Annotated in this window: 22 protein-coding genes and 1 tRNA gene; 7 read left to right on the top strand and 16 right to left on the bottom strand. The window is 68.7% G+C overall.

Annotated elements, in window-relative coordinates; genetic code table 11:
• Positions 1 to 2 precede the first annotated feature (2 nt).
• The 5 genes from ACXPWS_RS09420 to ACXPWS_RS09400 form a co-directional block, all read right to left on the bottom strand.
• On the bottom strand, positions 3 to 506 hold the full coding sequence (locus ACXPWS_RS09420) for a hypothetical protein (protein WP_458712183.1): 504 nt from the start codon (positions 504 to 506) through the stop codon (positions 3 to 5).
• A 62-nt stretch (positions 507 to 568) separates the two neighbouring features.
• Positions 569 to 928: a hypothetical protein gene (locus ACXPWS_RS09415; RefSeq protein ID WP_458712182.1), complete on the bottom strand. Its 360-nt coding sequence runs from the start codon at positions 926 to 928 to the stop codon at positions 569 to 571.
• Positions 929 to 1,201: 273 nt separating this feature from the next.
• A complete protein-coding gene (locus tag ACXPWS_RS09410; RefSeq protein WP_458712181.1) occupies positions 1,202 to 1,819 on the bottom strand; it encodes a hypothetical protein in 618 nt (205 codons plus the stop codon).
• 120 nt (positions 1,820 to 1,939) lie between these two features.
• Entirely contained in the window at positions 1,940 to 2,188 is a 249-nt protein-coding gene (locus ACXPWS_RS09405) for a hypothetical protein (protein ID WP_458712180.1), read from the bottom strand.
• A gap of 504 nt (positions 2,189 to 2,692) precedes the next feature.
• On the bottom strand, positions 2,693 to 2,833 hold the full coding sequence (locus ACXPWS_RS09400; RefSeq protein ID WP_458712179.1) for a hypothetical protein: 141 nt from the start codon (positions 2,831 to 2,833) through the stop codon (positions 2,693 to 2,695).
• 407 nt (positions 2,834 to 3,240) lie between these two features.
• Here ACXPWS_RS09400 and ACXPWS_RS09395 point away from each other — a divergent pair, with 407 nt between their 5' ends.
• The gene (locus tag ACXPWS_RS09395; RefSeq protein ID WP_458712178.1) at positions 3,241 to 3,993 is read left to right on the top strand and encodes an enoyl-CoA hydratase; all 753 of its coding nucleotides are present in this window, start codon (positions 3,241 to 3,243) and stop codon (positions 3,991 to 3,993) included.
• Here ACXPWS_RS09395 and ACXPWS_RS09390 read toward each other — a convergent pair whose 3' ends face one another.
• From ACXPWS_RS09390 to ACXPWS_RS09350, 9 genes are all read right to left on the bottom strand, one after another.
• Positions 3,994 to 5,172: a dihydrolipoamide acetyltransferase family protein gene (locus tag ACXPWS_RS09390; protein WP_458713473.1), complete on the bottom strand. Its 1,179-nt coding sequence runs from the start codon at positions 5,170 to 5,172 to the stop codon at positions 3,994 to 3,996.
• Positions 5,173 to 5,183: 11 nt separating this feature from the next.
• Positions 5,184 to 6,221, bottom strand: a complete 1,038-nt coding sequence (locus ACXPWS_RS09385) for an alpha-ketoacid dehydrogenase subunit beta (RefSeq protein WP_458712177.1) — start codon at positions 6,219 to 6,221, stop codon at positions 5,184 to 5,186.
• Positions 6,221 to 7,288, bottom strand: a complete 1,068-nt coding sequence (pdhA, locus tag ACXPWS_RS09380; protein ID WP_458712176.1) for a pyruvate dehydrogenase (acetyl-transferring) E1 component subunit alpha — start codon at positions 7,286 to 7,288, stop codon at positions 6,221 to 6,223. The genes ACXPWS_RS09385 and pdhA overlap by 1 nt, the downstream gene beginning before the upstream one ends.
• Positions 7,289 to 7,517: 229 nt before the next feature.
• Entirely contained in the window at positions 7,518 to 8,855 is a 1,338-nt protein-coding gene (locus ACXPWS_RS09375; RefSeq protein ID WP_458712175.1) for a hypothetical protein, read from the bottom strand.
• Positions 8,856 to 8,877: 22 nt separating this feature from the next.
• The gene (locus ACXPWS_RS09370) at positions 8,878 to 9,687 is read right to left on the bottom strand and encodes an HpcH/HpaI aldolase/citrate lyase family protein (protein ID WP_458712174.1); all 810 of its coding nucleotides are present in this window, start codon (positions 9,685 to 9,687) and stop codon (positions 8,878 to 8,880) included.
• Positions 9,687 to 10,175 carry a MaoC family dehydratase gene (locus ACXPWS_RS09365; RefSeq protein WP_458712173.1) on the bottom strand — a complete coding sequence of 163 codons (489 nt, stop codon included), beginning with the start codon at positions 10,173 to 10,175 and terminating at the stop codon, positions 9,687 to 9,689. Before ACXPWS_RS09365 ends, ACXPWS_RS09370 begins: the two co-directional genes overlap by 1 nt.
• Positions 10,172 to 11,335: an acyl-CoA dehydrogenase family protein gene (locus ACXPWS_RS09360; RefSeq protein WP_458712172.1), complete on the bottom strand. Its 1,164-nt coding sequence runs from the start codon at positions 11,333 to 11,335 to the stop codon at positions 10,172 to 10,174. Before ACXPWS_RS09360 ends, ACXPWS_RS09365 begins: the two co-directional genes overlap by 4 nt.
• On the bottom strand, positions 11,332 to 13,311 hold the full coding sequence (locus tag ACXPWS_RS09355) for an acetyl/propionyl/methylcrotonyl-CoA carboxylase subunit alpha (RefSeq protein ID WP_458712171.1): 1,980 nt from the start codon (positions 13,309 to 13,311) through the stop codon (positions 11,332 to 11,334). Before ACXPWS_RS09355 ends, ACXPWS_RS09360 begins: the two co-directional genes overlap by 4 nt.
• A gap of 5 nt (positions 13,312 to 13,316) precedes the next feature.
• Positions 13,317 to 14,867 (bottom strand): carboxyl transferase domain-containing protein, encoded by a 1,551-nt coding sequence (locus ACXPWS_RS09350; RefSeq protein ID WP_458712170.1) that lies wholly within the window; start codon positions 14,865 to 14,867, stop codon positions 13,317 to 13,319.
• Between the two features lie 82 nt (positions 14,868 to 14,949).
• Here ACXPWS_RS09350 and ACXPWS_RS09345 point away from each other — a divergent pair, with 82 nt between their 5' ends.
• Together ACXPWS_RS09345 and ACXPWS_RS09340 are read left to right on the top strand one after the other, a co-directional pair.
• On the top strand, positions 14,950 to 15,537 hold the full coding sequence (locus ACXPWS_RS09345; RefSeq protein ID WP_458712169.1) for an SACE_7040 family transcriptional regulator: 588 nt from the start codon (positions 14,950 to 14,952) through the stop codon (positions 15,535 to 15,537).
• 78 nt (positions 15,538 to 15,615) lie between these two features.
• Complete coding sequence (locus ACXPWS_RS09340) at positions 15,616 to 16,401, top strand: MmpS family transport accessory protein (RefSeq protein WP_458712168.1); 786 nt, start codon at positions 15,616 to 15,618, stop codon at positions 16,399 to 16,401.
• Here ACXPWS_RS09340 and ACXPWS_RS09335 read toward each other — a convergent pair.
• Positions 16,369 to 17,688: an MFS transporter gene (locus tag ACXPWS_RS09335; protein WP_458712167.1), complete on the bottom strand. Its 1,320-nt coding sequence runs from the start codon at positions 17,686 to 17,688 to the stop codon at positions 16,369 to 16,371. The two genes, ACXPWS_RS09340 and ACXPWS_RS09335, sit on opposite strands and share 33 nt — an antisense overlap.
• Before the next feature lie 33 nt (positions 17,689 to 17,721).
• Between ACXPWS_RS09335 and cmrA the strand changes: the two genes are divergently transcribed.
• Positions 17,722 to 18,528: a mycolate reductase gene (gene cmrA / locus ACXPWS_RS09330; protein ID WP_458712166.1), complete on the top strand. Its 807-nt coding sequence runs from the start codon at positions 17,722 to 17,724 to the stop codon at positions 18,526 to 18,528.
• A gap of 51 nt (positions 18,529 to 18,579) precedes the next feature.
• Here cmrA and ACXPWS_RS09325 read toward each other — a convergent pair whose 3' ends face one another.
• Positions 18,580 to 20,169, bottom strand: a complete 1,590-nt coding sequence (locus ACXPWS_RS09325) for a helicase HerA-like domain-containing protein (protein ID WP_458712165.1) — start codon at positions 20,167 to 20,169, stop codon at positions 18,580 to 18,582.
• An 81-nt stretch (positions 20,170 to 20,250) separates the two neighbouring features.
• On the opposite strand from ACXPWS_RS09325, the gene orn reads away from it, so the two are divergent.
• From orn to ACXPWS_RS09310, 3 genes are all read left to right on the top strand, one after another.
• Positions 20,251 to 20,898 (top strand): oligoribonuclease, encoded by a 648-nt coding sequence (gene orn, locus ACXPWS_RS09320; RefSeq protein WP_458712164.1) that lies wholly within the window; start codon positions 20,251 to 20,253, stop codon positions 20,896 to 20,898.
• A 28-nt stretch (positions 20,899 to 20,926) separates the two neighbouring features.
• Positions 20,927 to 20,999, top strand: a tRNA-His gene (locus ACXPWS_RS09315).
• A 533-nt stretch (positions 21,000 to 21,532) separates the two neighbouring features.
• The gene (locus tag ACXPWS_RS09310; protein ID WP_458712163.1) at positions 21,533 to 22,546 is read left to right on the top strand and encodes an MrcB family domain-containing protein; all 1,014 of its coding nucleotides are present in this window, start codon (positions 21,533 to 21,535) and stop codon (positions 22,544 to 22,546) included.
• Positions 22,547 to 22,561: the final 15 nt, after the last annotated feature.

The following is a 22,561-nucleotide window of genomic DNA, read 5'->3' as shown; positions in this document are numbered from 1 at the left end:
ACTCACCAGCGGTCGTGCCGGATCGCGCCGGCCGCGTCGGGCATGATGCTCAGACCCGTCGTGCCCGTCGTCCCCGGCGTGGAGGCCGACCATCCGAGCCCTTCGCAGACCATGTCGGTCGGCATCGAGACCTGAGTCGGAATCGGAACTCCCAGTCCGCTGAGCGCGGGCATGGTCAGCTGAGGTGTCGGCAGAAATCCGGTCAGGCCCCCGGTTCCGGTCGGCGGGGCCAGCGACGGCTGCGGCACCAGATCGGCCATCAACCCGGCGGCGCCAGCCATCGGCGCCATGAGCAGACCGGGCACCGCACCCGCGATCGCACCGGGAATCGCGCCGGCGACCGCTCCGGGCACCGCACCCGCGATCGCACCGGGTACCGCCCCGGCGACCATGGCACCCGGCAGCGCGGCCAGCACACCGGCCGGAGCCGCACCGCCGGCCCCGCCGGCGCTGACCGCTGGGGCGGTCACGGTCTGCACCGCTCCCAAGGCACCGGTGCTGGCCATCAGGGGGCCCACCGCGCCCGTACTCAGTCCACCGGATGCGCCTCCGCCGCCACCACCGGCACCTACCGCACCCGCGCCACCACCACCGGCACCCGCGCCGCCACCACCACCGGCGGCTCCACCGCCCGCACCCGCTCCACCCGCACCGCCGGCTCCGGCACCACCGCCACCACCGCCGGCACCCGCGGCACCGGCTCCGGCACCACCGGCAGCGCCGCCGCCACCCGCTCCGGCACCACCGCCACCGCCGGCACCACCTGCAGCCGCACCGTCTCCTCCGGCACCACCACCTGCCGCGCCGCCGCCGCCACCGGCACCACCTTCACCGCCGACGATGGCCGCCGCGGGCACTGCCGCTTCGCCACCGCCCACCGCAGCTGCCGGTGCACCGGCGCCGCCGGGGATGGCGATCGCCGCGGCATCTTGCACGGCGCCTACGGCCGGCCCCGCGGGGCCGACTGCCGCGGCGGCCGCATCGATCACACCGGCCGCCGGAGCGCCGGCGCCCGCACCGGGCGCGCCGACGGCGGCCTCGGACACGGTGGCCGAATTGAGTCCCGTTGTCGCCATGAGCGGACCGACCAGGCCAGAGTCCAGCATCACCGGTGCACCCGCGTCAGCGGGAGCTGCGGCCCCGGCCGGCATGTCGCCCACGATCGGTGCGCCCGCGCCGGCGGGCGCACCCGCGGCCGCCGCTACCGGTGCGCCGCCGCCTGCACCGCCTGCACCGCCACCGCCCGCACCTCCTGCGCCGGCACCACCACCCGCGGCACCTCCACCCGCTCCGCCGCCGGCACCCGCAGCACCGGCACCTTCACCACCAGCTCCGCCGCCGGCCCCACCGGCACCCGCACCGCCACCCGCACCAGCACCGCCGGCGGCCGCCGCTTCGCCACCCGCACCGGCACCACCAGCGCCCGCACCACCAGCGCCCGCACCGCCGGCTGCTCCGCCACCGCCGGCACCACCGGCAGCACCGCCACCACCCACGGCCGGAACACCCGCCGCGGCTTCGATCGGCGCAGCAACGACCGCCGGCGCAGCGACACTCTCGCCACCCACCGCGACGGCCGGTACACCCGCACCCGTAGCTCCGGCAGCTGCAGCAGCCAGCGGCGCAGCCGCAATCGCGGCTCCCGTGCCCGCTCCCGCAGCGCCTCCTGCAACAGCACCTCCGGCAGCGCCCGCAGCACCACCCGCGACACCGCCGGCAACGGCACCGGGCACCGCCGCGGCAATGGCCGCCGGAACGGCGGCGGCCGCAGCTCCTGGCGCGCCGCCGCCAACCTGCACAGCCGGCGCTGCCACTTCAACCGGAGGCGCCGAAATCTCCACCGGCGGGGCGGCGACCTCGACGGGAGGTACCACCACCGCCACCTCGGCGGGCACCGTGACGGCACCCACGGATCCGCCACCGGTCGCACCACCACCGGCTACACCGCCACCTGCCGCACCGCCACCGCCACCGCCACCGCCTTCGACGACCGCGGCAGCGGGTACCGCTGCACCCTCGACCGCGCCACCACCACCCCCCGCAGCACCGCCGCCGGCACCAGCTGCGCCACCTCCGGCACCGCCTGCACCAACTGCGCCACCACCGCCCCCGCCTTCTCCTGCACCGACCACGGCCGCCGGCGCGGCCGCACCGCCACCACCCGCCGCACCGCCGGCGCCTTCGCCACCGATCACCGCCGCGGCCGGCGCGACTGCTTCACCACCCACCGCCGCGGGCACCATCGCCTCGGCAACGGGCGCGCCGGCCGCACCCGCGGCGGGCGCCACCGCCGCAGCGTCGGCGATCGGAGCGCCGGCCACCCCGGCTGCGTCGGCGACTGGAGCGCCGACCGGGCCACCGGCGATCGCTGCCGCCTGCAACACCTCACCGTTGAGCGCACCGGCCGCCGCGTCACCGCCACCTTCGGCGCCACCGAACGCGCCCGCGCCGCCGGCAGGGCTCACGGCCCCCGCCGGAAATCCGGCCGCATCGGCGATCGGCGCGCCGGCAGGGAGACCGGTACCTTCGGCCAGCGGCGCCGCCGCGGCAATCGGAGCTCCACCAGCCGCGGGCGCACCCGCGGCAAGACCGACCGGGGCGCCGGCACCACCTGCTCCGCCCGCGCCGCCACCTGCAGCACCGGCCACCGGAACCGCGCCGGCCACACCGTTGGCAGCACCAGCCGGCGGGATCACCACCGGCGCACCAGCACCGGCAGCACCACCACCGGCGGCACCCGCGCCGCCACCTGCAGCACCGGCGACCGGAACCGCGCCGGCCACACCGTTGGCAGCACCAGCCGGCGGGATGACGACCGGCGGGGTACCGGCACCGGTGAACGGCGCCGCCAGACCGGTCATCGCATGGCCGGCATCAGGAGGGGTGGCGGCGGCCTGCTGCACCATGCCGACACAGGGCACACCTGGACTCGTCTTGAACACCGGTTGCGCATCCGCCGTCGCGCTGAGCGCGACCGCAGGTGTGCACAACGCGACCGTCGCGACGATGCTGACGGCCAGCCGATTCGACTTACTACGCATGTTCTCCCCAAGTGCTTATTGACGCCCGAGTCAGAGTGAAGGTAAGTCCCAGCTGTGTAATTTCCGTGTTCGACAGATTCGACGGTTATCGATCCGATACGAAGGCGAGCCGCGGCTGTGACAGAGCCGGGGAACACCTGGCAGCGACTACTCGCCCCGGGTTGAGGCCACCGGCCACCCCCGGTCGTAGCCTGAGCCCATGTCCGATCTCGTGCTCATCGACGTCACCGACCGCGTCGCCACCATCACCGTCAACGACCCCGACCGTCGCAACGCGGTGACCGCCGACATCTCGCGTGCCCTGCGCTCCGCCATCGATGCCGCCGAGGCTGACCCCGGCGTGCACGCGGTGATCGTGACCGGTGCAGGCAAGGCCTTCTGCGCGGGCGCGGACCTGACCGCGTTGGGTGCGGCCGCCGAAGACGGGCTCCGGGTGATCTACGACGGTTTCCTCGCGGTCGCCAACTGTGCGCTGCCCACGATCGCCGCCGTCAACGGCGCAGCCGTCGGCGCCGGCCTCAACCTGGCGCTCGCCGCAGATGTGCGCATCGCCGGACCCGCGGCACTGTTCGACCCGCGCTTCCAGAAGCTCGGGATCCATCCCGGCGGCGGCGCCACCTGGATGTTGCAACGCGGCGTCGGACCCCAAGTTGCCCGTGCCGCATTGCTTTTCGGCAAACGCTTCGATGCCCAGGACGCGGTCCGGTTCGGTCTGGCCCTCGAGGTGGCCGACGACCCGGTGGCGGCTGCCCGCCAACTCGCGGCCGGGCCGGCCGGCGCACCGCGCGAGGTGGTGCTGGCCACCAAGAAGTCGATGCGCGCCACCGCGAACCCCGGCTTTCTCGACAACGAGCAACACGCATTGGCGGTCGACATCGAGATCACACCGCAGGCACGCTCGATCGAGTCACCGGAGTTCCAGAGCAGGCTCGCCGCCGCGAAGAACCGCTAGTCACGCATCCAGCAGCGCCAGTTCCGGCGTCTCGATCAGATCCCTGAGCTCACAGAGGAATTCGGCCACCTGAGCACCGTCGGCGATCCGATGGTCGAACGCACACGTCAGCGACATGGTCGGGCACGCGAGCACGGCTTCGTCGACCACCACGGCCCGCTGCTTCAGCGAACCCACGCCCAGGATCGCGGCCTCCGGATAATTGATCACCGGGACACCTTCGTCCAGGCCGAGCGCACCGAAGTTCGACACCGTGAATGTCGAACCCATCAACTCGGCCGGACGCAGGCCGCCGCCGCGCGCCCCGTCGACCAGGCGGACCACCTCGGCGGCAAGCGACCGCGTGGTGCGCGACTGCGCATCGACGACCACCGGCACCAGCAAGCCACGCGGGGTGGCCACCCCGACACCCAGATGCACCGACGAATGCTTGTGTATCCGAGGGCCTTCGACGGTGTCCACCCAGGTCGAGTTCAGCAGTGGGTGATGCAGCAGTGCCAGCGTCAGCAGGCGCAGCGTCAGCACGAACGGCGTGATCTGCAGCCGCCCGGCAAGCCGTAGCAAGGCCGTCCCGTCCACCACGACGGTGGCATGAGCATCCGGAATTCTACTGCGCGACAACACCATTCTCTTGGCCATTTCGGCGTGCACGCCACTGAGCGCCGTCATGTCCGCGGTGGCCGATGCGGCCAGCACGTCCTCGCGGGTGACGATGCCGTCCGCCCCGGTCGGTGCCACCGCGGTCAGGTCCACCCCGGTGTCCCGGGCCAGTTTCCGAGTGGACGGCTTGGCCCGCGTGCGGCGGGACCCGTCCATCCGGTCATCGGCGCCGTAACCGACCAGCACCGCAGGTGATGCCCCATCGCTTCGCTCGCCGCCGGATACTCCCCCGTCGCTCCGCTCGCCGCCGGATACTCCCCCGTCGCTCCGCTCGCCCAGGACTGAACTTGCGGCGATCCGTACCAGCACCGCACCGACCGGAAGTGTCTGCCCGACGTCGCCGCCGAGTTCGGCGATCCGACCCCCATACGGGCTGGGGATTTCGACCTCGGCTTTGTTGGTCTCCAGCGTGCACAGCACCTGGTTCAGCTCGACCGAGTCCCCGACGGCAACCGACCAACCGGTGATGGTGGCCTCCTCGAGGCCTTCGCCGAGGTCGGGTACCCGGAACTCGAACATCTGCGGATCGTTCACTGGGTCATCGCTTTCTCGATGCAGTCCAGCAGTCGATCCACGCCGGGCAGCCACAGCTTTTCCAGCCGGGCGGGCGGGTAGGGGGTGTCGAATCCGGTGGCTCGCAACACGGGTGCCTCCAGGTCGTAGAACAGCTCCTCGGAGATCCGGGCCGCCAGTTCGGCCCCGAAGCCCAAGGTGCGCGGACCCTCATGCATCACCACGCACCGCCCGGTGTGCCGCACCGACTCCGCAATGGTCTCGAAATCCAGCGGATTCAGGGTGCGCAGGTCGACGACTTCGACGCTGGTGCCCTGGTCCGCGGCGATCTCGGCGGCCTTGGCGGCCGTGTCGACCAGCCCGCCGTAGGTGAGTACGGTGATGTCCGTGCCGTGCCGGCGCACCGCCGCGCGGCCGAACGGCAGCGCCGGGATCTCGGTGTCGACGGTGCCCCTGGTCCAGTACCGCCGTTTGGGCTCCAGGTAGATCACCGGGTCGCGGCAGGTGATCGACTGGCGCAGTAGCCAATACGCGTCCTCGGGAGTCGACGGCACCACCACCTTCAGACCCGCGGTGTGCAACCAGTAACTTTCGGTGGACTCCGAATGGTGTTCCACCGCACCGATACCCCCGAAGGACGGGATCCGCACGGTGACCGGCATGTCGATATCACCGTGGGTGCGCGTCCGGTACTTGGCCAGGTGGCTGACCATCTGGTCGAATGCGGGTGCGGAGAAGCCGTCGAACTGGATTTCCGGCACCGGGACGAAGCCGCGTACCGCCATCCCCACCGCAATTCCGATGATCGCCGACTCGGCCAGTGGGGTGTCGAAACACCTTTGTGGACCGTAGGTTTCGGCCAGCCCGTCGGTCACCCGGAACACCCCGCCCAGGCGGGCGACGTCCTCGCCGAAGACCAGCACCCGTTCGTCGGCGGCCATCGCGTCGTGCAGGCCCTGGTTGATCGCCTGCGCCATGGTCATGGTCAGCAACGACGTCCGTGGCTCCGGCAGATCGTCGCCGTGCCAGGCCGCCCGCTCAATGATCTGGGTCATCAGGACTCCTTCCCCAGTTCGACGAGCAGCTCGTCGCGTTGGCGGGCCAGCTCGGGGGTGATGTCGTGATAGACGGCGTCGAACACCTCGGCGATGTCGGGATCGGGCGCGCCGACCAACGCGTCGCGCAGGTCGGTGCGCATCCGCGCGGCCTTGGTCACCACCCGCTCGGCCAGGCGATCGGTGAGGATCCCGGCCGACCGCAGGTACGTGGTGTATCGGGTGAGAGGATCGCGTGCCGCCCAGATTTCGACGTCGGCGTCGGCGCGGTACCGGCCGGGGTCATCGGAGGTGGTGTGCGGACCCATCCGGTAGGTGACCGCCTCGATGAACGTCGGTCCACCGCCATCGCGGGCGCGCTGCGCGGCCTCGGCCATCACCGCGTAACAGGCCAGCACGTCGTTACCGTCGACCTGCACCGCCGGCATGCCGTACCCGGCGGCTCGGTGCGCCAACGACGTTGCCGCGTGCTGTCGGCTGACCGGGGTGGAGATGGCGAACTGGTTGTTCTGGATGAAGAACACCGTGGGCACCGCGAACACCGCGGCCAGATTCAGGGCTTCGTGGGCGTCGCCTTCGGAGGTGGCGCCGTCACCCATGAACGCGACGGTCACCGAATTCTCACCGAGCCGCTGGGCGGCCATCGCCGCGCCGACGGCATGCAACCCGTGGGTGCCGATCTGGATGGAGATCGGCGCGCAGCATTTGTCGGTGAACGACAGACCGCCGTGCCAGGATCCGCGCCACACCGCCCCCATCTGCGCCGGGGCGATGCCACGGACCAGGAACGCACCCAACTCGCGGTACTGCGGGAACAACCAATCGGTCTTGCGCAGACACGCCACGGCGCCCACCTGGGCAGCCTCCTGGCCCCGACACGACGCGTAGAGGGCCAGCTCGCCCTGGCGCTGCAGGTTGACGAACTCGGTGTCGAGTTCGCGCGTCAGCACCATCAATTCGTAGAGCCAACCCAGCGTTTCGGGCGGTAGGTCACGCCGGTAACGCGTCTCGGAAGTGGGTGAGCCGTCGGCAGCCACCAGCCGCACGGGCTCGAAAACCTCAGCCATACCGCCTCCTTCAGGTGACGGCATGTTCGGCCGTCAGTCCGCGAGGTGCTCAGCACGGTGACGGTCGGCCCGATCCCCCTGGTGTGGGGGTGCCGGCTAGTTGCCTGGGTGTGGCGCTAGCGCGACGATCCGTTCCGCCCGTCGCAGTACTGGGGCACTTTCCAGTATGCGCCCGAATCGGCTGCGGCCACGGCGATAGCTGGTCACGAGTGGGCTGCGTGTCGCAGATTCAGGCGGCCTTCACCCGATGAACGGTCTCGGCCTGCAAGGCGTCGAGCATCTCCAGTGGCAGCGCCGCCTCCCCTTTGAAGAAGGGCCCACCCGTGCCGGCACTGCTGATGACCACCAGATCCCCGATCTGAGTGGCCCGAACCGCCTCGATGCCGGCACTGCACGCGGGCGCGCCACGGATTTCGGCGACGCCGGTCCACCGATACGTGAAGCGCACGGTGTCTTCGCCCTCGATCACCGCCGAGTCCGTCTGCAACGATTGGTTCGAGTCGCGGTTGGCGCACAGTGCCGGCTTCTCGGATAGGCGCGCAACACAGCTCGCTAGGTCGCGCCGCAGATCGGCCAGGTAATCGACGCCGGGGCCGGCACGGTGGATGGCGACGAACGGCCGCAGCGGCTTGTTGCCTTCGTCCCACCTGGATCGGTCAAAGCTGTGCCAACTCGCTACGGCGCCGCTGCTCCCACGGTCACCCGGCTCACAGAGCGTCCAGGAGGGGCCGCCGGGATCGTGTGCGACGGTGGAGATGGCGCTGTCCAACTCCAGCGCCGGAAGCAGAGTCGACAATTGGGCCGGACTCCAATCCGCCGGCCTCGGCGGCTGCGCCGCACGCGGTGGTGGTCGTCCCACTGCGTCGACGATTCCAGTCAACAGCTGGTGGCGTGCCGACACCGACGGATCTTCGGTGCGGTACCAGGCCTGGGTGATCACTCCATTGGGTAGCACGCGGGCCGACATGTGAGTGATCGACGTCCAGTCCCGGGCGGTGTCGCCGGCCTGGTAGCGCGCGAGCGCCTCGGCCGATGTGGCGATCATCCAATCTGCGGTCCCGGCGGTATTCGTCGTCGGCACGACACTCCACATCGGACGCTGGTCGGCCCACGCGCGCATATCGTGCTCGATCACCTCACCGTCCATCGCCGCGGCAACCCGAACCACAACGGGATCCCGCAGCGGTACGCCGGTGGCCGTCCCGTATCCATCGTCGATGAAGCGGTACTCCGCGTCCAACGCCGATCCGTCTTCGGCCCCGAATACCGGTAGACCGCGGCAGTCCTCGGGTGCGGAATCCGTTGCCGCAGGCGGCAACATGAACTCGAACTCCGAGCTGGCCGCGAAGACGCCGACGCTATGAAAAACACCGCCGCCGGCAGCGGCCAATCCGGGTATGCAGGACGTCAGCTGGTCCGGCCGACACACCGCAGCCTCGGTGGGTCGCGCGGAAAACGTGGTCGGACCTTGGCTGGGCTCGGCTTTCTGCCCGTCGCAGGCACTCCCGGTCAGCACAATTGCGACGACGACGGCCGCCCGGCCGGCAGCGCCCCACTCCCCCACCACGCACCCGACGGTACGCAGCCGATCAGCGTGGCGCGAGGGCCACGATGCGCTCCGCGCGCCGCAACACCGGCGCGTCAACCATCAGACCTTCGTATTGGAACACCCCGCGCTGCCTGGCGGCTTCGTCGAGAACGGCCCGCGCCCACTGGACCTCGTTGTCGGTCGGCGCGTACGCCGAGCGGATCACCGCGACCTGGGTGGGATGGATGGCGACCTTGGCATCGAAGCCGACGGCGACGGCGTCGTCGGCTTCCGCGCGCAGGCCGTCGAGGTTCTTGATGTCCAGGTACACCGAATCCAGCGCCATCCGCCCATAGGCCTTGGCGGCCAGCAGGGTTTGTGACCGGACGTGCCGGGCGACGTCTCGGTAGCTGCCATCCGGCCACCGGTTCGCGGTGCCCCCGAGTACGGCGAACAGATCCTCGGCACCCCACATCACCGCGAGCGCGTTGTCAGGCTGCACCAGGTCGACGACGCGGAGGGCGGCCAGCGGGGTCTCGATCAGGACGACGACGTCGCGCGGCGCGAGTGCACGCACCTGGTCGGGCTGCTCGGTCTTGGCCAGCATCACGGTGGTGTACTCGGTGCGCGCCAGGGCCTGCAGGTCGAGCTCATGGTCCGCGGTGTCCGACGGGTTGACCCGCACCACGGTGCGGGCGGGGTCCAGCGGGGTGTCGATCAGCGCCTGCCGCGCCGTCTCCCGGTCGTGGGCGGCCACCCCGTCTTCGAGATCGAGAATGACGATGTCGGCTGCGGCGGCCGCCTTTTCGAAACGTTCGGGACGGTCGGCCGGGCAGAACAGCCAGCCTGGGCCGGTCAGGTCGAGGGCCATCAGTTCTCCTGAGGTTTCTTGCGCACCATGGTCTTGCGTGACGCGGTGGCCACGATATCGCCGTGCTGATTGCGGCCGGTGTGGGCGAACGTCACGATGCCTTCGCCGGGTCGGCTCTTGGACTCGCGCTTGTCCACCACCTCGGACTCCGCGTACAGGGTGTCACCGTGGAACAGCGGCTTGGGGAAGGCGATATCGGAGAATCCGAGATTGCCGACGATGGTGCCCTGGGTGAGCTGGGCAACCGACAACCCGACCAGCGTGGACAGCGTGAACATCGAATTCACCAGCCGCTGGTTGAACGGGGGCAGCGCGTCGGCGAACGCCGCGTCCAGGTGCAGCGCCTGGGTGTTCATGGTCAACGTGGTGAACAGCACGTTGTCGGCCTCGGTGATGGTGCGGCCCGGCCGGTGCAGATACAGCACCTCCGGCTCGAATTCCTCGTACCACAGCCCACGCTGCTCGACGACGCGCTTGTACTCCGTCACAGCCCCGCCTCCCGTGCGATCAGCATCAGCTGCACTTCCGTTGTCCCCTCACCGATTTCGAGGATCTTGCTGTCCCGGTAGTGCCGGGCCACCGGGTACTCGTTCATGAAGCCGTAGCCGCCGAAGATCTGGGTGGCGTCGCGGGCGTTGTCCATCGCGGCTTCGCTGGAGACCAGCTTGGCCACACATGCGGCCTTCTTGAAAGGCTTGCCGGACAACATGAGTGCGGCGGCGTCGTAATAGGCGGTGCGGGCGGCGTGCGCGCGGGCCTCCATCCGGGCGATCTTGAAGGCGATGGCCTGGTAGGTGCCGATCTTGGCGCCGAACGCTTCCCGCTCCTTGGCGTACTTGACGCATTCGTCGACGCAGCCCTGCGCGGCGCCGACCGACAGTGCGGCGATCGCGATGCGGCCCTCGTCGAGGATGCGCAGGAAGCCGGCGTACCCACGGCCACGGTCACCGAGCAGGTTCTCGGCGGGCACCCGGACATCGTCGAAACTCAGCGGGTGGGTGTCGGAGGCATTCCAGCCGACCTTGTTGTAAGCCGGCTCGGCGGTGAATCCCTTCGTCGGCACCGGCACCAGGATCGACGAGATCTCCTTCTTGCCGTCGGGGCCCTCCCCGGTCACCGCGGTGACCGTGACCAGCTTGGTGATATCGGTGCCGGAGTTGGTGATGAACTGCTTGGACCCGTTGATCACCCAGGTGTCGCCGTCCAACTTCGCCGTGGTCTTGGTCGCACCGGCGTCGCTGCCGCCGCCCGCTTCGGTCAATCCGAATGCGCCGAGCGCCTTGCCGCTGGCCAGCAGCGGCAGCCACTCCTGCTTCTGGGCCTCATTGCCGAAGCGGTACACCGGCATCGCCCCGAGGGACACCCCGGCCTCCAGGGTGATCGCGACGCTCTGGTCCACCTTGCCGAGTTCCTCCAGCGCCAGGCACAGCGCGAAGTAATCCCCGCCCATGCCGCCGTACTCCTCGGGGAACGGCAGGCCGAACAGGCCCATGTCCGCCATCCCGGCGACCACTTCGTACGGGAAGGAATGTTCCTCGTCGTGTTTGGCGGCGACCGGTGCGACGACGCTCTGGGCGAAGTCACGGACCGTCTTGGCCAGCTGGGCATAGTCGTCGGGCAACGCGCCCGTGGACAGAAAATCGGTCATGCGTGAATCTCCTTATCAGCGGCGATGATTCGGGCCAGCGGCTGGCCCACCTTGACCTGGTCGCCGACGGCGACGAGAAGTTCGACCACGCCGTCGACCGGCGCCGACAGTGCGTGTTCCATCTTCATGGCCTCCACCGTCACCACCACGGCGCCGGATTCGACGTTGCTGCCGTCGGTGACGCCCACGGCGACCACCGAACCCGGCATGGGGCTGAGTAGTTCGGCATCCCCGCTGTGTTCGTCCTCGGGGCGTACCGGGGCTTCGCGCACCTCGTGCACCACCGCGGTACCGGCCGGCCCGGCCAGCCAGAGCGCCGAACCGTCGGCGGCGACGACGTATTCGGTGCGCAACCCGTCCACGGTGACGGTGAGGTTGCGGCCCGTGCCCCGCACTGTCACCGCATAGGTGCTGCCCTCGTCGACGACGGCGGTGGCCGCGCCGGGGGTGCCGGTGATCCGCACATGGTCGACCCGCTCCCCGGCGCGCAGCCGGAAGACACTGGGCGCCCGCGTGCCGGTGCGCCATCCCGATGGCACCGACCACAGGTTGTCATCGGCGTCTGCCCAGTGCCGGAGCCACTGGTGGGCGGCCGCGGCGATCAGGACCTCGTCTTGGGCCGGCGACAGCGCATAGTCGGGCAGGCGGCGGTCCAGCAGGCCGGTGTCGAGCGCTCCGGCAACCACGTCCGGGTCGGCGAGCAGGAATCGCAGGAAGTCGATATTGGTGGTGACTCCCAACACGGCGGTCTGGGCCAGCGCCTGATCCAGACCGCGCAACGCGCCGGCCCGGTCGTCGGCGTGGGCGATCACCTTGGCGAGCATGGGGTCGTAGTCACTGCCGACGACGGTGCCCGCATAGATGCCCGAATCGACGCGGGCGCCGGCGGGCTCGACGACGTCGAATACTGTTCCGCCGGTGGGCAGGAAGCCGTTGGCCGGGTCCTCGGCGTACACCCGGGCTTCGATGGCGTGCCCGGTCAGGGTCACGTCATCTTGGTCCAGCGGCAGCTTCTCCCCCGCGGCGATGAGCACCTGCTGCTCAACCAGATCCACGCCGGTGACCAGTTCGGTGACCGGGTGTTCCACCTGCAGCCGGGTGTTCATCTCCATGAAGAAGAACTCGTCGGGCTTGTCGGCGGACACGATGAACTCGACGGTGCCTGCTCCGGTGTAGTCGACGCTGCGGGCGGTGTTGCAGGCGGCCTCGCCGATGCGGGCCCGGGTGGCCGCGTCCAGCAGCGGCGACGGCGCCTCCTCGATGACCTTCTGATGGCGACGCTGCAGGCTGCATTCCCGCTCGCCCAGGTGGATGACGTTGCCGTGTCCATCGGCGAGCACCTGGACCTCGATGTGGCGGGGCCGCAACACAAACCGCTCCAGGAACAAGGTGTCGTCCCCGAAGGCAGAGGCCGCCTCGCGGCGGGCCGACACCAGGGCGGCGCCGAGTTCGCCCGCCGAGTGCACCACCCGCATGCCCTTGCCACCGCCGCCGGCGGACGGTTTGACCAGGACGGGGAAACCCACGTCGGGGGCTCCGGAGATCAGGTCGTCGTCGGTGAGGCCGGGCCGAGAGATTCCCGGGACGACCGGCACCCCGAAGGCCGAGACCGCCGCCTTGGCCGCGATCTTGTCGCCCATGGTGCGGATCGCCCCGACCGGCGGCCCGATGAACACGATGCCGGCGGCATGCAGTGCCGCGGCGAAATCGGCGTTCTCTGCCAGGAATCCGTACCCGGGGTGCACGGCTTGGGCACCCGTGCGGGTGGCCGCCGCCACGATCGCGTCGATGTCGAGATAGCTCTGCCGGGCGGCGGCCGGGCCGATGCGCACGGCGACGTCCGCCTCGGTCACGTGCCGGGCGCCGGCGTCGGCGTCGCTGTACACCGCCACCGAGCGGATCCCCATGGCGCGCAGCGAACGGATGACCCGCACCGCGATCTCGCCGCGGTTGGCAACGAGGACTGTGCTGAACATGTGCCTCACATCCTGAAGACGCCGTAGGACACCGGCTCCAGCGGAGCCTGTGCGACAACCGAAAGTGCAAGACCGACAACAGTTCTGGTATCGGCGGGGTCGATGACCCCGTCATCCCAGAGCCGCGCGGTGGAGTAGTAGGGGTTGCCCTGATCCTCGTACTGGGCACGAATCGGCGCCTTGAACGCCTCCTCTTCCTCCGGCGTCATGTCACCGCGCACGGTGGCCAGCACCGAGGCGGCCTGTTCACCACCCATCACCGAGATCCGCGCGTTCGGCCACATCCACAGGAAGCGGGGCGAATAGGCACGTCCACACATCGAGTAATTGCCCGCGCCGTAGGAGCCACCGATGACGACGGTCAGCTTGGGTACCCGTGCGCACGCCACCGCGGTCACCATCTTGGCGCCGTGTTTGGCGATGCCACCGGCCTCGTAGTCGCGGCCCACCATGAATCCGGAGATGTTCTGCAGGAACAGCAGCGGGGTGTTGCGCTTGTCGCACAGTTCGATGAAATGTGCGCCCTTGACTGCGGATTCGCCGAACAGCACCCCGTTGTTGGCGATGATCCCGACCGGGTGGCCGTGGATGCGGGCAAAGCCGGTGACCAGGGTGGTGCCGTATTCTGCTTTGAATTCGGCGAATTCACCACCATCGACGATGCGAGTGATCACCTCGTGCACGTCGTAGGGCACTCGCGCGTCCACCGGCACCACGTCGTAGAGCTCGGTCTGGTCGGCCACCGCATCGACGGCCGGGACGACCCGCCATGGCGGGTCCTGACGCGGGCCGAGGGTGGAGACGATGCGCCGCACGATGCGCAGCGCGTCGCGGTCGTCGTGCGCCAAATGGTCTGTCACACCGGAGGTCTTGGAGTGCAGGTCGCCGCCGCCGAGTTCCTCGGCGGTGACGATCTCACCGGTGGCGGCCTTCACCAACGGCGGCCCACCCAGGAAGATGGTGCCTTGGTTGCGCACGATGACGGCTTCGTCGCTCATGGCCGGCACGTAGGCGCCACCGGCGGTGCACGACCCGAGCACCGCGGCGATCTGCGGGATGCCCTGCGCGCTCATGGTGGCCTGATTGAAGAAGATCCGGCCGAAGTGTTCACGGTCGGGGAACACCTCGTCCTGGCGGGGTAGGAAGGCGCCGCCGGAATCCACCAGGTAGATGCACGGCAGCCGGTTCTGCGCGGCGATCTCTTGTGCGCGTAGATGTTTCTTGACCGTGATCGGGTAGTAGGTGCCGCCTTTCACGGTGGCGTCATTGGCCACGATCATGCATTCGCGGCCCGATACCCGCCCGATGCCGGCGATCATGCCCGCGCCCGGGCAGTCACCGTCGTACATCCCGTCGGCGGCCAGCGGCGCGATGTCCAGGAACGGACTGCCGGTGTCGAGTAGGCCGTCGACCCGGTCCCGGGGCAGTAGCTTTCCGCGGCTGACGTGCCGGTCGCGGGACTTCTCGGGGCCGCCGAGTGCAGCCTCGGCCAGTTTGGTGCGCAACTCGCCCACCAGGGCGACGTGCGCGTCGCGATGTGCCATCGCTGAACCCATTTCAGTTGAGTTAATGACGACTAACTCGTAAGATGTTAATCACGATTAACCCAATTTGTCTACCGGCGGATGGAGGGCGGGTATGACCGAAACCCCGCGCAGCAAGGCCAAGTCCGACCGCCGTGATCAATTGATCTCCGCGGCGGAGCGATTGATCGCCGAACACGGTTACCTGGCGGTGCGACTGGAGGACATCGGCGCCGCGGCAGGCGTGAGCGGCCCCGCCATCTACCGGCACTTCCCCAACAAGGAGGCGTTGCTGGTGGAGCTCCTGGTCGGCATCAGCACCCGGCTGCTCGACGGCGCCGCCGACGTCGTCGCCACCGCCGCGGACACCCACGAAGCGATCAGCGGGCTGATCGACTTCCACCTCGACTTCGCGCTCGGTGAATCCAATCTCATCCGCATCCAGGACCGCGACCTCGGGCACCTGCCCGCCCAGGCCAAACGGCAGGTGCGCAAGGCACAGCGCCAGTACGTGGAGATCTGGGTCGATGTGCTGCGCCGGCTCGACGACACCCTGGACGAGAACGACGCCCGGCTGATGTCACACGCAGTGTTCGGACTGCTCAACTCCACCCCGCACAGCGTCAAGACGCCGACCCTCACGCACAGCTCACGGGCGGTTTTGCGGGCCATGACCGTTGCCGCCCTCGGCGCCTCGCGATAGTTGCTGTGATCAACCAGGTGTGACCACGGCGCGGCGTACCGGCAGAGCGCGCGGGTACCCTGCAGCCATGAGGTGGGCATGACCAATTCACCACGCGGCGATGAGCCGACCCAGCGGCTCGACGGCCGGTCTGGCGACGCTCATTCCGGCTACCCCGGATACTCCGGCTACCCCGACCCCGCTTACGCCGGCCAGGCGCCCTACGGCCCGCGTCCCACCGAACCGATCCCCGCCTATCCGGCCTACGACCCCGCCTATGCGACAAATCAGTACGGCGCGCCCTACGGGTCCCCGCCGCAACAGCCGCCGGTACCCGGGGAGCCGGCACCGCCGGAAGGCCCCCGGACCCCACGCTGGTTATGGGTCGTCGCGGCCATCGCCATCATCGTCGTGCTCGGACTGGTCATCGCACTGGTGATCGTCAACAGTTCACAACAGGACACCGTGGTGGCTCCGGTGCCCTCGCTCTCGGAGCCGACCACCACCTCCGCGCCCACGACCACCCGCCGGTCGACGAGCACCCCGACACCATCGGCCGCGCCGTCCCCGTCGCCGACCACGCCCGTCACCCCGGGGGTGCCGAGCGCCGAGCCGGGCGTCACCCAGAGCGTCGTCTACACGGTCAGCGGTACCGGCCGCGCGATCAACATCACCTACGTCGACACCGGCGGCGTGCTGCAGACCGAGTTCAACGTCATGCTGCCGTGGAGCAAGACGGTGGACCTGAGCAAGCCGGCCAAGGGCTCGGCCAGTGTCAGCATCATCAACGTCGGCCGCCAAGTGAGCTGCTCGATCAGCATCGACGGCGCCTCCGTGCAGCAGCGCAGCGGGTCAGGCCTGACCATTTGCAGCCCGATCGGCTGACGCGCGTGGGGTTTTCACCCCGAGCATCAGCACCAGACCGAGGATCAGCACCACGCACAGCCCGCCCATACCGGCGCGGTCGCTGTCGAACACGTCGATGAACAAGGCGAACAGCGCGGGCGCCAGGAACGTCGCCGCGCGGCCGGTCATGGTGTAGAGCCCGAACGCCACACCCTCCTTGCCCTCATGGGAGATCCGCAGCATCTGGGTGCGCGCGGCCGACAGCGTCGGCCCGATGAACAGGCACAGCAGCAGCCCGCACACCCAGAACGCCAGCGGACCCGACAGCACCATCAACGTCAATGCGACCACGATCATCAGGCTCAGCGCACCGACGATCACCGGCTTGGCGCCGACGCGGTCGTCCAGCCAACCGCCGGCGACCGCACCCGCGGCGGCCACCAGGCAGGCAGCCACGCCGAACAGCAGCACCGTCGCCGGCGAGATGCCGTACACGTTCACCCCGAGCACCGCGCCGAAGGTGAACACCCCCGTCAGGCCGTCGCGGAAAACCGCACTGGCGATCAGGTAGTAGACGACGTTGCGGTCCCGGTGCCACTCCCCCTTCACCTCGGCCCACAGCGTCCGGTAGGCGGCCGCGATGCCGGCCGGACGGTGCACGGTGTCCGCGGGCGGCGAGGGGGTCAGCAACAGCGGCAGCGCGAACACCACCAGCCACACCGCCGTCAGCACCATCGCGGCCCGGACATTCTGGCCGTCGTCGGCCGGCAGGCTCAGCAGCCCGCCGTCGCCGGCGATGAAACCGACGTAGACGAGCAGCAGCAGCGCCACACTGCCGGCGTACCCGACCGCCAGGCCGGCCCCGGAGATGCGGCCGGAGTTCTTCGGGGTGGTCAGCTGTGCCAGCATCGCGTTGTACGGAACCGTCGCCAGGTCATTGCAGGCGGCGGTCATCGCCAGCAGCGCCAGTCCCGCCCACAGGTAGTGGTAGTCGGCCCGGATCAGGGTCATCGAGACCACCAGCGCCGCCACCACCGCGGTGAGCGTGACCAGTGCACGACGGCGGCGGTGCGGTGCGTCGACCCAGATGCCGGTCACCGGGGCCAGCACCGCGACGATGATGCCGGCGATGGTCAGGGCCCGGCCCAGCCAACTCGCCGGAGTGGTGTCACCCGGCAGGTCCTTACCGACGGCACTGGTCAGGTAGACGGAGAAGACGAATGTCACGACGATCGCGTTGACACCGGTCGCGCCGCAGTCGTAGAGAACCCACGCCCGCACCGGGGACCGCCGGGCCACACGCGGCGCCGACCCGGGGCTGCTCATGATCGCCAGCCTATAAGTCCTTACGATTTCGGCATGCCCGTACCCGCACCACATCCCGACGCCCGCGCGGTCGTCACCGGCGCCTCCCAAGGTATCGGTGAGGCGCTGGCCGCCGACCTGGCCTCGCGCGGCCACCACCTGATCATCACCGCCCGCCGCGGCGAAGTGCTGGCCGAGCTCGCCGAGCGACTCACACAGCGCTACGGAGTGACCGTCGAGGTGCGCGCGGTCGATCTCGCCGACCCGGCCGCCCGCGACGTGCTGTGCGAGGAGTTGGCCACCCGCAACATCTCGGTGTTGTGCGCCAACGCCGGCACCGCGACCTTCGGTCCGGTGGCCAAGCTGGACCCGGCCGGCGAGAAGGCCCAGGTTCAGCTCAATGCCCTTGCCGTGCACGATCTTTGCCTGGCCGTGTTGCCCGGCATGATCGAGCGCAAGGCCGGCGGCATCCTGATCTCCGGTTCGGCGGCCGGCAACTCGCCGATCCCCAACAACGCCACCTACGCGGCGACCAAGGCTTTCGCCAACACCTTCAGCGAGTCCCTGCGCGGTGAGCTCAAGGGCACCGGCGTGCATGTCACGCTGCTCGCGCCCGGCCCGGTGCGCACCGATCTGCCCGACGAGACCGAGCGCTCACTCGTCGAGCGGCTGATCCCGGACTTCCTCTGGATCAACACCGAGTACACCGCCAAGCTGTCGCTGGACGGGCTGGAGCACAACAAGATGCGCATCGTGCCCGGTCTGACGTCCAAGGCGATGTCGGTGGCCAGCGGATACGCGCCGCGCTCGATCGTCACGCCGATCGTCGGTGCGGTGTACAAGAAGCTCGGCGGCGAATAGTGATTTCGGCGCGCTCACCCGCGGTGAGCGCGGGTAGGCGCGCCGAAATCACTAGCGACGGCGGCGGCCCGTCCCGAAGATGCTGCGGGTGATCTCGCGTCCGATGACGGTGCCCGCCGAGCGCATCGCACTCTTGAACGCCGGGCTGGTCACCATCTTGTCGAAGAAACCGGGCTCGGCGGCGTTACGGGCGGTCGAGGTGCCCTCGGTTTCGGCGCCACCGGCGTCGGCCGGCACCGGCGGAGGCAACTGGTCGGCCGGTGCGGGAGCGGCCGGCGGCGGGGCCAGGCGCGCGTTGAGCCGTTCATAGGCCGACTCCCGGTCGACGGTCTGGCCGTAGGTCGCCTGCAGCGGGCTGGCCTGCGCGGCGGCCTTGATGGCGTCGGGGCCGATGGTGTCCATCAGCGACCGCGGCGCCCGCATCCTGGTCCAGGCGACCGGCGTCGGCGCACCGCGCTCGGAGAGCACCGTGACGATGGCCTCGCCGATACCGAGCGAGGTCAGCGCATCCTCCAGGTCGTACACGGTCGTCTTGGGGTACGTGCGCACCGTCTTGGTGAGCGCCTTCTGGTCGTCGGGGGTGAACGCGCGCAACGCGTGCTGCACCCGGGCGCCGAGCTGCGAGAGCACATTGTTGGGCACATCGGTGGGCAGCTGGGTGCAGAAGAAGACACCGACGCCCTTGGACCGGATCAGTTTCACGGTCTGCTCGACCTGCTCCAGGAACGCCTTAGACGCGTCGGTGAAAAGCAGGTGCGCCTCGTCAAAGAAGAACACCAGCTTGGGCTTGTCGACGTCACCGACCTCGGGCAGCGTGGTGAACAGGTCGGCCAGCACCCACATCAAGAAGGTGGAGAACATCACCGGGCGGGCGGCCTGGGCGCCGAGCTCCAGCAGCGAGATGATGCCGCGGCCCTGGTCGTCGAGGCGGATCAGGTCCTTGGGTTCCAGTTCCGGTTCGCCGAAGAAAGTGTCGGCTCCCTCGGCCTCCAGATTCACCAGGGCGCGCAGGATCACCCCCGCCGTCGTCGGCGACACCGCGCCCAGCACCTTGAGTTCCGGCTTGCCCTCGTCACTGGTCAGGAACTGGATGACGGCGCGCAGGTCCTTCAGATCCAGCAGCGACAGGCCCTTCTGGTCGGCCCAGTGGAAGATCAGCCCGAGGGTGGATTCCTGAGTGGCGTTGAGTCCCAGCACTTTCGACAGCAGGATCGGGCCGAAGCTGGTGATCGTCGCCCGCACCGGCACCCCGATCCCCTCGGTGCCCAGCGACAGGAACTCCACCGGGAACGCGGTCGGCGCCCACGCATCGCCGGTGTCCTTGGCGCGCTGCGCGGTCTTGTCGTTGGCCTCGCCCGGTCGAGAAAGGCCCGACAGATCGCCCTTCACATCGGCCATCAGCACCGGGACCCCAGCCGCCGACAGTTGCTCGGCCATCACCTGCAGCGACTTCGTCTTACCGGTACCGGTGGCGCCCGCGATCAGGCCGTGCCGGTTGACCGTCGCGAGTGGGATGCGCACCAGCGCGGCCGGGTCGACGGCACCGTCGACCACCACGGTGCCGAGCTCCAGCGCTTGCCCCTCAACGGCGTAACCTGCGGCGATCTGCTGTGCGGGGGTTGCGGTCGATTCTGAGGTCATGGGCAGACCCTACTGAACAGCGACCCCATCGGGTGGGGTGCGGGCAGCTAATGCGCGGCGGTGCGAATACTGTGGATCGCTGTGCGCGAAGAACTGGTCTGGATCGACTGTGAGATGACCGGGTTGGACCTCAAGTCCGACCGGCTCATCGAGATTGCGGCACTGGTCACCGACGCCGACCTGAACATCCTCGGCGACGGTATCGACGTGGTCATCCACGCCGACCAGGACGCCTTGTCCGGGATGGTCGACGTGGTGGCCAAGATGCACGCCAGCTCGGGACTGGACAGAGAAGTCCTGGCCTCCGACATCGACATGGCCACCGCCGAGAAGATGGTGCTGGACTACATCCGCAGCCACGTCAAGCAAGCCAAAACCGCCCCGCTGTGCGGCAATTCGATCGCCACCGACCGCGGATTCATCGCCAGGGACATGCCCACCCTGGACGATTTTCTGCACTACCGGATGATCGACGTCAGCTCCATCAAGGAGCTATGCCGGCGCTGGTATCCGCGGATCTACTTCGGGCAGCCGGAGAAGGGCTTGGCGCACCGCGCGCTGGCCGATATCCACGAGTCCATCCGCGAGCTCAAGTACTACCGCGGTACCGCGTTCGTGACCCCGCCGGGCCCGTCGACCAGCGAAATCGCCGCCGTCGCGGCCGAGCTTGGACCCCCCAAGAACGACACCAAGGAATCCGATTCGGCTACTGCGCACCCGAGCGGTTAGTATCTAGGACGCCGCTCACGCGGCAATGGTGGCTGTAGTTCAGTTGGTAGAGCACCAGGTTGTGATCCTGGCTGTCGCGGGTTCGAGTCCCGTCAGCCACCCCGCAGGTGGGAGGGCCTTTTGGCCCTCCCACCGTTTGCGTTTATGGGAGTCCTTACACCCTTATTCCAACCTCCAACGTCAATCGAATGCGGCTTGGCCCCAAGAGAGCGGACGAACTGGCCTGTAAGCCGGATATTGACTTTCGGCGTTTTCCCAGCTCACGGTGACTTGGTGCGAATGGTGGCAAGTAGCGGTCAGCGGACTGACTAAGCAGATCAGAGTATGTTTTCAGGCCTACCTCAACCTGCCACCAGTGGACGCAGAGTGGTGCCGTGCGTAGCGGCTGCGTAGTAGACCTAGCTGCTACGCGCTCGGAAAGCCGAGCAGGCCGCGCAAGTGACTGCCGCAACACCAGAAGCGGCTGCCTGTACCCACTGCGGTCGCCACGACGCGGCTCAAGAAAAGAATGCGGAGGCAGCGCGCCGGGCGCAGTTAGCGTTGCAACGTGCATGACGCATTAGAAGAAGTTCTGTTGCTACAGACTGAGTATTCACCGGCGAACACTGAGTCGATGCAGCGCCGAGGACAGATCGTGAGGACCGAACTGCGCCAAGAGCTGGAGGACATTGTTCCGGCCCTGTTAGCAGCGTCCGGGATTCAAGACCTCCGCGTGCAAGGCAAGGACGGCACAGGATTAAAGACTGAGATTCCCTGGACTCGAATCTATTCGGCATCTCGCTCCCCCAGACCAACCAATGGTTGGTACGTAGTGTTCCTGTTCAGCGCCGCCGGAGACCGCCTATACCTGAGCCTTAACCAGGGAACTACCCGCTGGGACGGTGCGGAGTTTCGGGCGCAACCGGAGAAAGAACTCACCGCCCGCACAGATTGGGCGCGGTCGCTGCTGACCTCAGACTCGCCGTTCCCTGACCGCTGGACGACCGAGATGAACCTCGACAATCGGATCAGTCAGCTCGGCAGCGGGTACGAATTGGGCAATGTCGTTGCTGTCGAGTACGCGCTTGACGCGATTCCAGCCGATGACTTGATCGAGGAAGACCTGCGACGGGCTGCGGTCTGGCTGAGTGAGATCTATGAAGCTGCCGATGAGGGACTCTACGTCCCGGGCGATTCCCCAGAAATCGCGGACACGGAGCGCTCGTTCGAATCCGTCGCTCGCCCGCGCACACCGAGCAAGCGGAGTACCCCACGGCTCAGCGCAATTGAACGACGTGTGATCGAAGAGCACGCAGTGCAAACGGTGATTACTCACCTTGAGTCTACGGATCAAGGATACGAAGTGAAGGATGTCGGACTGCGCGAGTCGTACGACCTCCACTCTACGAAGGCTGGCTCGTTCGTCAAAGTCGAGGTAAAGGGCACCACTTCGAACGGTTCCGAGATCGTCCTGACCCGGAATGAGGTCGAACTCCACAAGACCGGACACCCCGCAAACGCGCTAGCGATAGTTCGAAACATCACGCTGCACCGACAGAAGGGCTGCCCACCTACGGCCAGCGGTGGTGAATTGATCCTCGAAATGCCATGGAAGGTGGACGATGACCGACTCGCTCCCATCGCCTACCGTTACAGAACTGGGCAATAGCCCCAAATTTCGCAG

The organism is Mycobacterium sp. BMJ-28 (assembly GCF_054404835.1).
The sequence above is the reverse complement of the archived record's forward strand: the minus strand, read 5'-3'. Positions and strand labels throughout refer to the sequence as shown.

Bases quoted from the DNA above. Each gene is read 5' to 3' on its own strand.
- ACXPWS_RS09420 (WP_458712183.1), bottom strand. From the start codon at position 506: ATGGCCAGCACCGGTGCCTTGGGAGCGGTGCAGACCGTGACCGCCCCA.
- ACXPWS_RS09415 (WP_458712182.1), bottom strand. From the start codon at position 928: ATGCCGCGGCGATCGCCATCCCCGGCGGCGCCGGTGCACCGGCAGCTG.
- ACXPWS_RS09395 (WP_458712178.1), top strand. From the start codon at position 3,241: ATGTCCGATCTCGTGCTCATCGACGTCACCGACCGCGTCGCCACCATC.
- ACXPWS_RS09390 (WP_458713473.1), bottom strand. From the start codon at position 5,172: ATGTTCGAGTTCCGGGTACCCGACCTCGGCGAAGGCCTCGAGGAGGCC.
- ACXPWS_RS09385 (WP_458712177.1), bottom strand. From the start codon at position 6,221: ATGACCCAGATCATTGAGCGGGCGGCCTGGCACGGCGACGATCTGCCG.
- pdhA (WP_458712176.1), bottom strand. From the start codon at position 7,288: ATGGCTGAGGTTTTCGAGCCCGTGCGGCTGGTGGCTGCCGACGGCTCA.
- ACXPWS_RS09370 (WP_458712174.1), bottom strand. From the start codon at position 9,687: ATGGCCCTCGACCTGACCGGCCCAGGCTGGCTGTTCTGCCCGGCCGAC.
- ACXPWS_RS09360 (WP_458712172.1), bottom strand. From the start codon at position 11,335: ATGACCGATTTTCTGTCCACGGGCGCGTTGCCCGACGACTATGCCCAG.
- ACXPWS_RS09355 (WP_458712171.1), bottom strand. From the start codon at position 13,311: ATGTTCAGCACAGTCCTCGTTGCCAACCGCGGCGAGATCGCGGTGCGG.
- ACXPWS_RS09350 (WP_458712170.1), bottom strand. From the start codon at position 14,867: ATGGGTTCAGCGATGGCACATCGCGACGCGCACGTCGCCCTGGTGGGC.
- ACXPWS_RS09345 (WP_458712169.1), top strand. From the start codon at position 14,950: ATGACCGAAACCCCGCGCAGCAAGGCCAAGTCCGACCGCCGTGATCAA.
- ACXPWS_RS09340 (WP_458712168.1), top strand. From the start codon at position 15,616: ATGACCAATTCACCACGCGGCGATGAGCCGACCCAGCGGCTCGACGGC.
- ACXPWS_RS09335 (WP_458712167.1), bottom strand. From the start codon at position 17,688: ATGAGCAGCCCCGGGTCGGCGCCGCGTGTGGCCCGGCGGTCCCCGGTG.
- cmrA (WP_458712166.1), top strand. From the start codon at position 17,722: ATGCCCGTACCCGCACCACATCCCGACGCCCGCGCGGTCGTCACCGGC.
- ACXPWS_RS09325 (WP_458712165.1), bottom strand. From the start codon at position 20,169: ATGACCTCAGAATCGACCGCAACCCCCGCACAGCAGATCGCCGCAGGT.